Here is a 13,552-nt window from a genome sequence, read left to right on the forward strand (position 1 = left end):
GACAGCGAAAATTCCACCAGCTGATCACAGCAAATCTTTCAAAGACACTCATTCTGGCAAGGAACAAGGTGTCAAAAGACGGCAACGCCAACAGGTTCTTGAGAGTACGCGCACAAACAAGGATATTTTACGTCCGCGCCAAAAATGATCGGTCCCTTCCCTTATTTTGTAAAGGTTGGTAAGATCCCTATACTTCGTTGCCTGTCAATGGAATTTCCAAAGCCAAATTTGGTATTTCCAAATGATAAGCAGGATCATTGCCGGGCAGTATAAAATTAAAGCCTGCAAACGTTTGTTTCGTTTCATCCAATACGGTCACCCAAGGTTCCTTATTTAAAATTGAGCTAGGGGCAATATCAATAACCACCAATTTTGTGAAGTCTGCACAATGTCGAGATACCTTCGTGGGCCCGACTTCAAGAATTTTGCTGGTCATATCCTGTATGATTTCTTCGGCTGACTTTCCATTGCTTTTAGATGAAATATAGACGTCAATAACACTGTCACCTGCTTTGGAATACAGATCTTTTTGTGATTTTACACCTTTTAATTCAATATTATTATACATCGCTCTTGCCTGTTCGTAAGGTGTTCTGGCAGAACTGGTTATGGTTGCCTTTTTGTTGCCTGAATGCAGCAACATACCCTTTAGAAAGTCTATCGCGAAAGCAGAAATAACAGATCGATTAACATTGGAAGTAAACGAAAGGGCAATGTCGGTGCTTGTGTTCGTGATCTCAGATGCCGGAGTCAGGTTTGTCCTTGAAATCGCATTTTCACGAAATAACCCGGATATTGAATCTGGATTGACCTGTTGAACTTTTTCTTTGATATCGTCCAGTTTACGATCATTGTTGGCCAATTTTTCAATCAATTCTTCCTGATCGAACGACCGCTTTGGATCGCCCTTGGCAATAAGTGCTCTAAAAATACCCTCTAGAAAATCAGTACCCGCATATCCTATGCTTAATAGCAGAGTAAAATCTCTGGAGGTGAAATCATAACCAAGTTTCCAACCCGTGACCGTGAAAATGCCAATACCTCCCGCTGAAAACCCGATTGCTAAACTTGCAGCAATTCGTTGAAGGCTAATCTCGCTTTCTTCTGAACTAGCTTTGGTGATTCCGACAAAGGTCCTGATAGTCTGGCCAGCCATACCGATAACACCACCGGAAACAAATTGAGTTAGAATTTCAGAGGAAGTCATGGGCTTTGAAATGATGTTTTTGAGGTTTGAAAAAGCACTAAATGGGGAATGATTTATTAAACTACCAGCATTAAAACTAACGTCACCGACAAGATAAGTACGCTGCTGATATGAGGGGCACAACACGGATTTTTATCAGTTATTCCGATACATTCTAAAATGCATGCTATTGTCTTTCTCTTGAATAAAGTTTGAATAATGGAATATCATAAGCCACTCTCAGCTGCCAGCGATGCGAATTCGCTAACTTCTGATTGCCCGCATCGATCGTTATTTTCCTAAGCGCCGGAACATACTGATACCCAAAATTAAGTGTCAGCGGAGACTTGGGGAACCCGAATGTCACAAAGGCTCCCGGAGAGAGAACATTTTTAAACCCAACCTTCTCGGGCAGTGTATTTGACTGGGTCTTGATCCTATAATTCAACATTGCGCCAAGGTCGACAGCTTGCAGGAAAACCCCGATTGAAGCGCCACTTACCTTCTTTTTACCTAACCCGATGCTGATATCTACACCTATCGGTAAAGAAAGTCCGAAATTTGTACCAACACTTTTTATCTCAATTGAGTCAGTCGGATCAGGGGTTTGACTGTTTTCTTTATTAGCTACAAGTGACTCTCTTGCAATAAACAAACCTGGTAAACCACCCGCGGTAATACTGAATGAGCTTTGGCGCTTGTCAATATAAGACGAAGGTGGAGAGGCATAGCTTGTGATGACGTTCTTAATATCATCCGAGGTTTTAGCATTAATAACCCCAGATGAAAACCCTGACAGGCGATCGATTTTTTGAAAAAGATTATCATATGCTTTGGAGTAATCTATATTGTGCTTATTCAGCACACCTATTACTGTTGAAGTCAAAAGAACAGAATCTTTATTGGGATCATTTATATATTTTACAATTCCTGCCATGAGCTCAGTATTGCTTTTTAATTTCCTGGAATAAATATCAGCCTCCTTTAGTGATTTGTTAACCATTTTTTTTGCTTCCTGAATATTGTTTTTCCGCTTTTTAGCTTCGTCTATAAGTAAATGTGCTAAATGGCCCCCAAAGGCTAACTTGTTTGGATTATTAATGAGTGGTACCGACGACAGCACAGAGCTTAATTGCAGCGGAATATTGCCATAGTTTTTTAGTCTTATTGAATTATATATCTGGAAAACGCTTATAGAAAGAGTATTGATATTTTTTATTTCCTCTGGTTGGAACGATCCGCCCAAACTTAGTTGTAAAATATTGAGAGTTCCTTTCATAAATGTCAGGAAATTGTCCTCATCCAGTAAATTTTCTTTTTTTAATTTTGTGAATTCATCCAACTCGGTAAGAAGGGATAAAAGTTTGGAAATTTTTTTGTTTTTAATTTCCAAATACGCAGTGTTTACAATCCTCTGATCTAGCGATCGCGATAATTGGGTATTTTTTAAATCCTGCCAGTTTGGAATCAGCCCTGCGATTTCGGCCTCGAAGAAATCTTTGTCTTCTTGATACAGCAATGCCAGGAAATAAATTTTACTTCTCGGGTCGTTCAGCAAATTGAGCTTTTCGGAGTTTATCCAAGCATTATGAAACTGACCATTTTGAACCGTGGAGGTATCTCGCAGGTTTCTCTGAACAATATTGATCAGGTGCATTGCTTTACCAAATTGGACGTATTTTTCAGCGCCAGCTATTGAGCTGTTGAACCTGTTATTAACATCAGCTGAATTCTTTAATAGATAATATTCCTGGTCGAGTTCACTCACTATGTCGGAGGGGTGCATCCCTTTGATAAGTTTGCTTCCTATCCCAGAAGATATGTCCAGCATGGGATAAATCGGCTCCTGTCTTAGAAAATCGCAATATGTTTTATTCAAGATTTTGCAGCCCAGCGATTCGTCTGGTGATCTTATATGAGATCTTAGATGGTCCAAAACAGAAGATAGATCTTCCTTGAAGACATTTTTCATTTCATTTCCCAGCTCTTTATATCTTGTGGGGTCGAAAGTCTGTATTTTCTTATATGAAGATGGGAAAAGTAGCTTTAATTCCCCACTGGTACCTATTGTCTTCTCAATACCATAAAGATATGTTTGCATATAGGCCCGCCGAAATTGTTCCTCAAAATATATCGTTAACCCGTACAGAAGGGTATCAACCTGAGAATCGTTGAGCTTTGATAGATTGAAAATAGGTGCGAGTGCGCCGATGGCTCCAAGTCCTATAAATCCCCTTGCATCGGGGACGGAGATATCTGCCGCATTTATTTTGTTGAAAATGGCTTTAACGCGTGCAAAATCGGGCCTACTTTCAGTAAAGGGCTGGTTAAGAAATTTTCGGAATTCCCCGAGAACTACCGTATCGCCAGCGGTAACGGTAGACATGCTGTTATCCAGATTTGTGACATCTTCTAATCTCATGGAGCCACAAAATACGGCATCATAAAATGCGTTCTGGCTGAAAGCACTTGTACTTAACAATACATATAACAGGAGAAGTCTATAAGCCATTATGATTTGGAGGTAAAACTGTTAAGGGTTGAATGATGTTGCCGGTGTCTTTGGGATCGAGAACTGAAATGTTGGGGGTCAGGAAGATTTTATCCTCAAAGGTTTTACAGGCTATGGTTTCGGTCCAGAGATGCCCGTTTGAATCCAAATAATAATTAGTATCTATCCGGTTTCTTTTATAGGAAATTTTATATGGGAATTTTTTACTGCTGCCATTTCTGAGAATATCACAAAGGAATGATTCTGTTTGCAAGAGCTCGTTCCCACTTTTAATTTGTACCTTTACATGGTTGTTGCCTTTTATTGTCTGTGTTGTGTCCCGTACATCTAGAAATATCGTAACATCCTTCAAAGGGCTAAATTTATATGTTAGTTTTTTCTTACTTCCGTTTGTATATTTTTTTAGAACTTCAATTTTACAATCATCTGATTTGATATTGAAGTATGCTTTGGTATAAAGCATATCGTATTGGAGCCTGTCCTTGGCATTAAAGGGGAGGAAATCCGGTTCAATTTTTGAAGTTTGTAGGTTCTTGATTTTGGCATTACCTTCTTCTTGCCATTGATTTATTCTGGGATCTGTAGTTGTTTCCAGAATAAAAATCTCTTCATAAAACAGTGCTGGTCTGTTTTCAATAGCCGTAATTTCTTTATATACTATGCTGTCAGGTATAGAGTTGACTTTACATATTTCAGCTATTTTGCTTCGGAGTTTATCGTTGAACTTTACGGTAATGCTGCCTTTAACATTCGATACGCAAAAAAGATTGTTGACGCTTATGCTATCTTTAATAATTTGTGGGATATTAATATTTTCAGCAAAATCTCTTCTCAGACTTTCTCTCATGTCATTCACAAAGTGATTTGCCAAGCTCTCTTTTCGGTCTTTGATGGTTGCCTTCAAACTATCAATTTTTGTAATGGTTTCCGATCGGATGCCTATTTCCCTTTTTGCTTTTAGTGACTCAAATAGACTACTGGAGCAACTATTCCGTAAAATCTGATGGGTGGCTGCTCCTCTTTCAAGTAGCATGATTCTATCTTCCCGGTTTAAGTAGTGGTTATTTGGTCTGGAGTCGAGCAAAGCGAACAGGCTTCTTATGGTGGATGACGCATAGACGCCATTTTCCGCCAATATTCTGCCTGCGAGGATATCGGCGTTTTTTTCTTGCAGAATATTAGCTTTATTCTCATATATATGGGCCATATAGTGATGCGCCCATTCGTGCGCAAATATTGCCCTCAGTACATTGTCTTTAAGGAGTAGGCTATCCTTACCTGCTTTGTTTTCGGGCAATTCGGCACACCAAATTTTTTTGTGCAAAAATCTGTAATTGATCATGATGTACCGATTTTTGCTCTTGGCGTCAAAATACGCGAATGCAATGCCTTTGGGGCTATTAATGAGGCCTATCTGATTCATGGTAAGCGGGGCATCATTAAAAGAGAGCTCTGAGTACAGGGTATCTAGATGTTTTTTGAAGTATCCCAGACTTTTCATATCTGGGATATTTAATGGTGTTTGTGCATGTAGTTTATTGGTTAATAGAATTTCAGCCCAAAAAGGATAGAATAGGAATAGAGCTATAATTCTGATAGCATACTTCTTGCACATATTTTTTTAGCATTATTAACTGACTGACATTTGCAAAGCTAACGTCCGTTCAATTGACCAGCAATAATGATATTTCAGTATTTTTCGATACGGATTCCACTTATTTTGGTAATACCAACGTAGTGTCAGGAGTGAGACTTGCCTCGGCTGCTATTTGTAGAGATACGGATGTCAGCCATCAACATGTGAACCGCAGGTGGTCAAGAAGCAACTGTTGTTTTTCCGTCCGTGTTTCGTCGAATATTTTGAATGGTTCATCACCTTATTCAATCGGAGCTGTCGGAAGGAGATTTACGTTTAGTTAAAACACGACTTTACAAGTGATTTTACGAAAACGGAATTCCGTCTGTATGTAGTAGGTGGAATGCATGTATAGGCTTGGCGGGATGTGTTGTTCAGCAGACCGTGATCAGCGACGGATTCGGCGAGGTGGGCAGTCAATAATATGGTTGTGCGTTCAGCTAAGTTCTGTTAACCCGCCATACCGTCTCACCCGCAGGGCAGCCTGCTCCTTATGGCCCATAAAGCCTTCTATTTCGCACAGGCGCATGGCATATTCCCCGATCTTGGCACTGGCTTCAGGCGTGCACCTCTGGTAGGTGCAGTTTTTAAGGAATTTACCTACCCATAACCCACCGGTGTACCTGCCGGCTTTATTGGTCGGCAATGTGTGGTTTGTGCCAATTACTTTATCGCCGTATGCCACATTGGTTTCTGGTCCGAGGAAAAGTGCACCGTAGTTGGTCATATTTTCAAGAAAATAATCCGGGTTTCTGGTAAGGACTTCAACATGTTCGTATGCCAGCTTTTCTGCTTCCTCGAGGGCTTCTTGCTGATCTGCTACCAGGATCACAGAGCCGTTATCCCGCCAGGCCACGCTTGCAATGTCGGCGGTCGGCAATACTGCCAACTGCCGCTCGATTTCTACCAGGGTCTCGCGGGCCAGTTTCTCCGATGTCGTAATCAGCGCCCCAGGCGAAGTAGGTCCGTGTTCGGCCTGGCCGAGCAGGTCGCAAGCCACCATTTCGGCGTCCGCCGTTTCGTCGGCGATGACGAGAATTTCGGTTGGCCCGGCAAACAGGTCGATGCCTACCCGACCAAATAACTGTCGTTTTGCCTCCGCCACATAAGCATTGCCAGGCCCTACAATCATATCGACAGGTATGATCGTTTCAGTACCCAAGGCCATTGCCGCCAGGGCCTGCATACCACCCAATACGTATATTTCATCGGCCCCGGCCATATGCATGGCCGCAACGGTAGCCCCAGGTATTTTCCCTTTGATAGGGGGTGTACAGCCAATTACCCGCCTTACACCGGCTACTTTGGCGGTGAGGATACTCATGTGCGCCGATGCGACCATGGGATAGCGCCCGCCCGGAATGTAGCAACCCGCGCTGTTGACAGGGATATTTTTGTGGCCAAGTATGACACCCGGCATGGTTTCGACTTCGATGTCGCGAATGGAGTCTTTCTGCTGCTGGGCAAAAAAACGGATCTGCTGCTGCGCGAAGGTGATGTCGTCAATGACCTGCTGAGGAACTGATTGCATGACTTCCTCAATTTGTTCTTTGGTCAGACGGAACGATCCCGGCCCCCAGTTGTCAAACTTTTCCGAATATGCTCGAACTGCGGTGTCACCGTTGGCCTCGATATCTTTGATGACGCCGCTCACAACCGCCTGCACTTTTGCGTCTGCTTCCTGAAGTTCTGTTATGCTCTTGCCCTGTTTTAAGAATGTTGCCATGGATCGTAATCGTCAGAATAAATAGCTGATCCAAAATTACAGGGCCCTATTTCCTGTTGCTGTTACTATTATAGCTCTTTATAATACAATTTTTCAGCGTTGTGCGGGGACCTGGCGGTTAGTCCAAATATCCCTGACCGTCGTGCCGTCCCGGAGGAAAATACTGAAAAATCAGTATTGTGTCTGACCCGGCGCGTATCGAATTTTAGCGCGTCATTTTCAAGCAGACTGGTTCCCCGGCCTGTATAAAAAACACAATAAATTGATCACTTATGGGCGGTAATATGGCTTTTGACGTGGTGATTGGCTTGATATTTATTTATCTGCTTTACAGCCTCTATGCTACGGTATTGATGGAAGTCTTTTCTTCCGCATTTGGCTTGCGTGCGCGCAATCTGCGGTATGCTACAAGGCGGATGCTGATGGACGATGTACCGCAGAAATATTATCTGGCTGACCTGGGTATCCAGGTTATTGCATCGTTTTGCCAGATGTTCGGTATCAGGCCTCCCGGCGTAAAGAATCCTGAGCTTTATAAGAAATTCTGGGCACAGCCATCCATCAGAACGCTTTCTGGCGGAGGGCTCAGCAATACGCCCTCCTATATATCAAATGAAAATTTTGCGAAAACCCTTATTGATTCCGTCAAAACGAAGAACATCGACCTGGGCATGCTTTCGGCCATTGAAGAAGGGATTCATAACTTGGATGACGGAGATACCAAAACCCAACTGTATTCACTGTTGACTGACGCCAATAATGACCTGGTGAAGTTCAATTTATTGGTCGCGAATTGGTACGACGAAACCATGGAGCGTGCGACGGGCTGGTTCAAGCGGACCACGCAGCTATTTTTGTTTTTCATCGGGATGTATCTGGCATTCAGTTTCAATATCAATACCCTTGATATTATCCAGAGACTTTCTGTCAACGAAGAAGCCACCGCACAACTGGTGAAGATGGCGACGGATTTCAGCGGGCAACAAAACGCCCCGGGCGGCCCGCCAGCGGCAGCACCTGTCAATGCTGTTGCGGATACCGCGGTGTCCAGGAAATTAAAGGAATCACTGGAAAAAAACATCAAGGATTCTCAGAAGATCATTTCTTCGGGTTGGTACATATCCGACCGTATTGAACTTTTTGAAAAAGCACCGAATGTTCCCCCGCTTAGCGACTATCAATTCTTGCCACTTAATGTTTTTGATAGAGACAAAAAAACAAGGAAAAAAATAAAAACAACCCTTTTTATGCGGGTTCATTACACCATCGATCGAACTGTTCTCGCAAAAGTGATGCCTCATTTGAAGGCTGCGCCTACAAAGTTTATCAGGATTAACCCGGCATGTTATAAATATCATTACATCATGGATCACCTGTGGGGCTACTTACTGACCATTCTTGCCTTGTCGCTCGGCGCCCCGTTCTGGTTTGATCTTCTCAACAAAGTCATCAAATTACGGTCTTCACTTCCGGCTGTCTCGGGACAAATGGAGCCATTGGGAAAAAAGAATAATGTTAACGCCACTTTAAGAAGAGCAGGATGAAAGGAGTAGTTACAAGAGAGTTGAACCGGCGGACATTACATCCGAGCGTCAATTCCTTTTCCCCGGGGTTTCACGAGGTGGGGGATACCGTTTTTATCAAGTTTGCAGTTGCGGGGGATGTATTCGAAGGCAACAACATCTGGTACCGGCTGCAGAGCGGTGAGTTTGTATGGAGTGGCGCGATCGGGGATGTTGAGATAGAGCCAGGTGATTATCAGAATGAAGAGGATCGCAAACAGTATATGCTTTGTTACCGTGAAACTGATACCAATGGCTTCCCTGATATCAGATCTCAGGACGTCCCGCAAACGCTCCGTTTCGCGGCGCTTGACTTGCCCCAGTCTCCTGATACCATTCGGGTGTCTGCTTTGACAGCTCAACAAATCGCGCAAAACATCATTGCAGACATCGCCAGGTTGGGAGATTCAAAACGAAAGAATGTAGTGATTTATATTCATGGCTACGATTTTTTGAAAGGTCTTAAAGTCGATCTTCTTTCCCAATTTGTGTTGAATTACACTTCTCACCCTTTTAATACGATTGCGAAGGTTTTGTTTTTCAGCTGGCCGGCCAATGGGCAGCGAAGCGTTGCGGATGACCGGGCCGTCCAGCATGGCGTGGATTTCGTTAAAAACGGACTTTTCAAGAATTTTTTTACAGATTTATCCGAGTTGCTGGTAGCCCACGGTTTAAAGCTCAATCTGATCGTGCATTCATTCGCTCATCAACTTTTAAACGGAATGCTGAATGCAAGGGTGATTGATTCCGGGATAAAAAAGGAAAACCTACCGCTGGACAAACCGACTTTTGAAAAAGTCATTTTGCTTGCGTCGGACGTAACCCATCTGGCAATCAAGACACCAAATGGACAAAAAATGAAAAATAATTTCGGTTCGATTGGTTCTCCTGTTCCTTATGATTATTCCAACCTGTTAAAAATCGCCAGCGAGGTGCATATTTTTTGGGATGATTATGACTATCTTCTTTATGCGAGTACCAAGAAATTTAATGGCAGTGATATTTCGGTGAATTTATCTGTACCATCGGAGGATTATAGGAACACGGGTAATTATGGTGATACGTTGTTGAAGGCAGAGTGTATGTTTCCTGCTACTGCGTTTTACCATGTTCAGGAAATTCTGACAAAGGGTAATCCCGGTAACCCGTTGTTTTACAGGTTTGTAAACTTGGGTGGCACCGATAAATTTAAAAATATCATCGACGATACCAGGAAGAAAAATTCCTACAAAGGGGTCAATGACATCCGGACTTTTTTACATAGCGACCTTTTTGCCAACCACCATCGGTACTTGTTTTCAGCCAAGCAGGTGGTTGATAAGGTTTTAAGCATTTTGTAAAAGTGATTCCCAATCTTTCCTAATTGTCCTTCCATTATGATTAAGGTATTTACAATAGGTGACAGTATTAGTCAGGGGTTTATGTCGGGCGCTGCTGCCAGTACAGATCTGGCTTATTCAACATTGCTGGCCAAAGTATTGGATTATTATCAAGAATATAAAATACCAACCTGGGAAGTAGGAGGTCTGCCGGTTAATTTGGAAGAATTATTCCGCAGACTTGAAAAGAAATACGGGCCGGACATGAATACGGTTGAATGGACGCTTGCCTTGGCCACTACAATTCCTCAATACATAGACGAAGTAGAAGATTATTACGAGCGGGGCAAAGGAGCAGCGGACCAAAAATATCCCGGCGGAGATGAATATTTTCACAATGTTTCTGTCAGAGGTTTTAATGTGTCCGATGCCTGGCTGGTTACCGGTGAATACTGTCAGGAATTATTAGGGAAAGATAAGCCGGATGATGGCACTTATGCGATGCCGAATCAGTCACTTGCCCGTACAGCCCTGAAAGTACTGAATCCCTCTCTGTTGACGGAGCATGCGAATAAATCGCAGATTGGCTGGCTGAAACACCATGCACAGGGCGAAGGGGTTGAAAACGCAATTGTTTGGCTGGGTGCTAATAATGCGTTGGGCACGATACTTGATCTTTCCATCCATTATACACCAGGGACGGGTGAAACGGCAACTGCCTCGCGGGAAACCATTCTCGACAAGAAGTGGAACCTTTGGCATCCCCGCGATTTTGAAGCGGACTACCGAGTGCTTCTGGATCAGATCGACGATGCAGTGGCAGGTAAGGATACGAAAGTCTTTCTGGCTACTGTACCGCTGGTAAGCATCGCGCCGTTAGCCAAAGGGGTTGGCGAACAGTTTGATGTGCCAATTGGAAGCGGCAGGCACGATGACCCGAAAGTTACCTACTTCAAATACTATACCTATTTCCCTTTTGATGAGGACTATGCATTTGAATCCGGTGTCAATCTGAGCTTCACGCAGGTCCTTCATATCGACAACTGTATCCGTGAATACAATAAGATCATTCTCAAATTACGGGACGATCGAAATGCCATAACCCCCGGCAGGTATCATATTGTCGATCTTGCCGATGTGCTGGACCAACTGGCGTTTAAAAGAAATAAGGGTGTTCCAAAGTATAAATTCCCCGAATATTTCGATTTCAAATATCCGACCGTTAACACCAAATATTACCATGTGGACCGGGACGAAAATTTGAAACAAGGAGGAATATTCTCGCTGGATGGTGTTCATCCGACGACCATTGCCCAGGGGCTTATCGCGTACGAATTTTTAAAGGTGATGCAAAAAGCGGATGTGCCTGATGCCGACCCCAATCTGCTTGACTGGGATGCTATCTTTCGGTCCGATACGCTCTATCAGCATCCCATTACCATCATGCAGGAAATTTATCAGAATAGTCATTTGGCGCAGTGGGTTCTCCAGATTGTCAAACACCTGCACCACGAACGAGGTGAAAATAAAGACCGCGAACAGGACAATGGCGTAACCGATTGATCATTAAAAACATCAATATCAATTACTCACCTTCCCGGTCTGAAATACCTCTGAACTGACAAAGGATAATCAGCAAAGGCCAGTTCGGGCTCTGCGATTTCCGGGTGCCACATTTTTTCCCATTCGAAGCTGTAATATCCTTTGTAGCCGCCGTTTTCGAGTGCGTCGAATGCCTCCGTGAGGGGTGTTTCGCCTTTGCCGACGAAAGTGTATTCGACTTTATCATTGATCAGCCGTCCGTCCTTGATGTGCGTGTGCCTGATGTATTTTTTTAAGGTATTGTAAACTTCTGCGGGTGGTTCCTTGGTCACCGACCACATGTTGAAGATATCCCAGATGAGCCCCACATTAGGATGCTCGGCCTGCTTCATAATTCTGAGCAACAGGTCTTTCCCTAGTACTTCCCCGTGCGATTCGAGCAGTACGGTTACCTTTGCTTTTTCGGCGTAGCGCCCGAGCTCCAGAAGCCCCTCGCTGATTGCATCGATCGTCTTTTCACGGTCTTGTTCTTTGGGTAGATTGTTGGGAAAAACCCGGACGTAGGGGCAGGAGAGTTGTTGTGCCAGGTCGATGAAGCGTTTGGCTTCATCCAGGTTTTTTTGCCGTGTTTCGGGGTCCAGGTGGTGCAGTGCCGTTGATGCGCCCAGGTTGCATATCTTGATCTTGCGGTCGGCAAATTGCTGGCGTGTTTTTGCAATCTGCTCGGGAGAGTTAAATTCAGGGCATTTGGGAAGGAACAGCTCGCCTTTGAGGCCACGGATCTCGACTGCCTGATAGCCTTGGGAAACGGCCGTGTCCAGTATTTGGGAAAGCTCCCATTTGGGGCACCCCAGGGTTGAAAACGAAAGATGTTGTCTCCTCTTTTTTAATGACAGGTCGAACGCGGATGCTACGGCCAATGCCATCGTGTTTCTCAAAAATCTTCTGCGGCTGTTCATTTTGGGTTTATTTAAGCTTTGCCTGATCCGAAGTTAAATGAGCAGGCGCCATTGGAGCTAAAATAAGGCTCTGCCGATTTGAATCTACTTCCGTGGTCAATACCTGAGACACTTTCTCCCGCGTCGGTCGCTGGCCTTTTTTCCTGCAAAACGGAACAGCGCGTCCATCCCGTACCAGACAGATATTTCAAAAGAACCAGTATCCAACCCTAACGAGGAGACGGGTATGTCGTAACTGGCCTGGAACAGCATATTGCCGTAAGCCCAGCCTGCGGTGCCAATGAGCGCGTCGCGCCGGGTTGCGCCCCAGATCATTCCCCGGTACCAGACGCCCATCACCAGCGGGGACAGGATGATATTGAATCCCGCATCCAGCTGTCGGCTGTTGCCTTGTTTCCTGACTTGCAGCCCCAGGTTCAAGGCGCTTTCCCGGTCGAGGTCACTGCCGAGATTGTTGCCGAAGAGCGAAGGGATCCCGATCGGTATCTTGGACCCGAGCTGCACATTGATCCTGGCGTGTTCAATGCTGACATCCTCTTTGACACCAATGTTATGAAAGGCGGTGCTGATCCAATACGAAGCATAATCCTCTTCCCGAGGAACATACTCAAGAATCCCGCCTGCCGAGAAGGCAAACCTATTTTGCTGAACTGCGGTCGGTGCCAGAGGATCGGGGCTACCCAGAAATTGGGAAACATAGGTCAGGTCGTCTCCATTCCATTTATTTAATATCCACGCGGCCTGCAATCCTATGATCGCCCGCAATTCTTTTTGACCATCCAGGTTAAAAAGCCTGGAAAATTGGCCGGAAAGCTGGTCGCTTTTTAATACGGAGCCCCGCTGGTCGTGCAAAACCTGGACACCAAGACCAATGTTCTGATCTTCGGCATAGGTATCAAATGAGAATGCCGCAGTCTGAAATGCGGTACCGACCGTTGCCCACTGATTGCGGTAATTGGCGATAAAGCGCGGCGTTCCTGCTTCGCCCGCCGAAGCGGGATTGGCATAGATGGGGTTGGCGTAAAATTGTGAAAACTGGGGCGACTGGGCATAACCCCAATTCAGGGAACACCAGACCAAAAACAACTGGGATAGCGCTTTTTTAATCAT

At 44.4% G+C, this 13,552-nt stretch carries 9 protein-coding genes; 3 read left to right on the plus strand and 6 right to left on the minus strand.

All coding sequences use genetic code 11. The features are described 5' to 3' along the window. Positions 1-187 precede the first annotated feature (187 nt). The 4 genes from AC1XUF_RS25515 to hisD all read right to left on the minus strand — a co-directional run bounded on the left by AC1XUF_RS25515 (position 188) and on the right by hisD (position 7,060). Positions 188-1,207 (minus strand): hypothetical protein, encoded by a 1,020-nt coding sequence (locus AC1XUF_RS25515; protein ID WP_483344690.1) that lies wholly within the window; start codon positions 1,205-1,207, stop codon positions 188-190. A gap of 166 nt (positions 1,208-1,373) precedes the next feature. Further along, positions 1,374-3,698, minus strand: coding sequence for a hypothetical protein (locus AC1XUF_RS25520; RefSeq protein ID WP_483344691.1), 2,325 nt, complete (start codon positions 3,696-3,698; stop codon positions 1,374-1,376). Then, a complete protein-coding gene (locus tag AC1XUF_RS25525) occupies positions 3,688-5,199 on the minus strand; it encodes a hypothetical protein (RefSeq protein WP_483344692.1) in 1,512 nt (503 codons plus the stop codon). The genes AC1XUF_RS25520 and AC1XUF_RS25525 overlap by 11 nt, the downstream gene beginning before the upstream one ends. 571 nt (positions 5,200-5,770) lie before the next feature. Continuing rightward, positions 5,771-7,060 carry a histidinol dehydrogenase gene (gene hisD, locus AC1XUF_RS25530; RefSeq protein WP_483344693.1) on the minus strand — a complete coding sequence of 430 codons (1,290 nt, stop codon included), beginning with the start codon at positions 7,058-7,060 and terminating at the stop codon, positions 5,771-5,773. A gap of 272 nt (positions 7,061-7,332) precedes the next feature. Here hisD and AC1XUF_RS25535 point away from each other — a divergent pair, with 272 nt between their 5' ends. Genes AC1XUF_RS25535 through AC1XUF_RS25545 form a run of 3 tightly spaced genes read left to right on the plus strand, consistent with a single transcriptional unit; the run spans position 7,333 to position 11,504 of the window. After that, the gene (locus AC1XUF_RS25535) at positions 7,333-8,604 is read left to right on the plus strand and encodes a hypothetical protein (protein ID WP_483344694.1); all 1,272 of its coding nucleotides are present in this window, start codon (positions 7,333-7,335) and stop codon (positions 8,602-8,604) included. Next, positions 8,601-9,962 (plus strand): alpha/beta hydrolase, encoded by a 1,362-nt coding sequence (locus tag AC1XUF_RS25540; protein ID WP_483344695.1) that lies wholly within the window; start codon positions 8,601-8,603, stop codon positions 9,960-9,962. The genes AC1XUF_RS25535 and AC1XUF_RS25540 overlap by 4 nt, the downstream gene beginning before the upstream one ends. Positions 9,963-9,998: 36 nt before the next feature. Then, positions 9,999-11,504 carry a hypothetical protein gene (locus AC1XUF_RS25545; protein ID WP_483344696.1) on the plus strand — a complete coding sequence of 502 codons (1,506 nt, stop codon included), beginning with the start codon at positions 9,999-10,001 and terminating at the stop codon, positions 11,502-11,504. Positions 11,505-11,530: 26 nt separating this feature from the next. Here the strand turns inward: AC1XUF_RS25545 and AC1XUF_RS25550 are convergent, their stop codons facing one another. Together AC1XUF_RS25550 and AC1XUF_RS25555 are read right to left on the minus strand one after the other, a co-directional pair. Continuing rightward, a complete protein-coding gene (locus AC1XUF_RS25550) occupies positions 11,531-12,442 on the minus strand; it encodes a sugar phosphate isomerase/epimerase family protein (protein ID WP_483344697.1) in 912 nt (303 codons plus the stop codon). A 96-nt stretch (positions 12,443-12,538) separates the two neighbouring features. Next, positions 12,539-13,552, minus strand: a complete 1,014-nt coding sequence (locus AC1XUF_RS25555) for a PorP/SprF family type IX secretion system membrane protein (protein WP_483344698.1) — start codon at positions 13,550-13,552, stop codon at positions 12,539-12,541.

The sequence above is a fragment of the Dyadobacter sp. HNCC25DJ185 genome (assembly GCF_056895195.1).

Bases quoted from the DNA above. Each gene is read 5' to 3' on its own strand.
- AC1XUF_RS25515 (WP_483344690.1), bottom strand. From the start codon at position 1,207: ATGACTTCCTCTGAAATTCTAACTCAATTTGTTTCCGGTGGTGTTATC.
- AC1XUF_RS25520 (WP_483344691.1), bottom strand. From the start codon at position 3,698: ATGGCTTATAGACTTCTCCTGTTATATGTATTGTTAAGTACAAGTGCT.
- AC1XUF_RS25525 (WP_483344692.1), bottom strand. From the start codon at position 5,199: ATGAAAAGTCTGGGATACTTCAAAAAACATCTAGATACCCTGTACTCA.
- hisD (WP_483344693.1), bottom strand. From the start codon at position 7,060: ATGGCAACATTCTTAAAACAGGGCAAGAGCATAACAGAACTTCAGGAA.
- AC1XUF_RS25535 (WP_483344694.1), top strand. From the start codon at position 7,333: ATGGGCGGTAATATGGCTTTTGACGTGGTGATTGGCTTGATATTTATT.
- AC1XUF_RS25540 (WP_483344695.1), top strand. From the start codon at position 8,601: ATGAAAGGAGTAGTTACAAGAGAGTTGAACCGGCGGACATTACATCCG.
- AC1XUF_RS25545 (WP_483344696.1), top strand. From the start codon at position 9,999: ATGATTAAGGTATTTACAATAGGTGACAGTATTAGTCAGGGGTTTATG.
- AC1XUF_RS25550 (WP_483344697.1), bottom strand. From the start codon at position 12,442: ATGAACAGCCGCAGAAGATTTTTGAGAAACACGATGGCATTGGCCGTA.
- AC1XUF_RS25555 (WP_483344698.1), bottom strand. From the start codon at position 13,552: ATGATTAAAAAAGCGCTATCCCAGTTGTTTTTGGTCTGGTGTTCCCTG.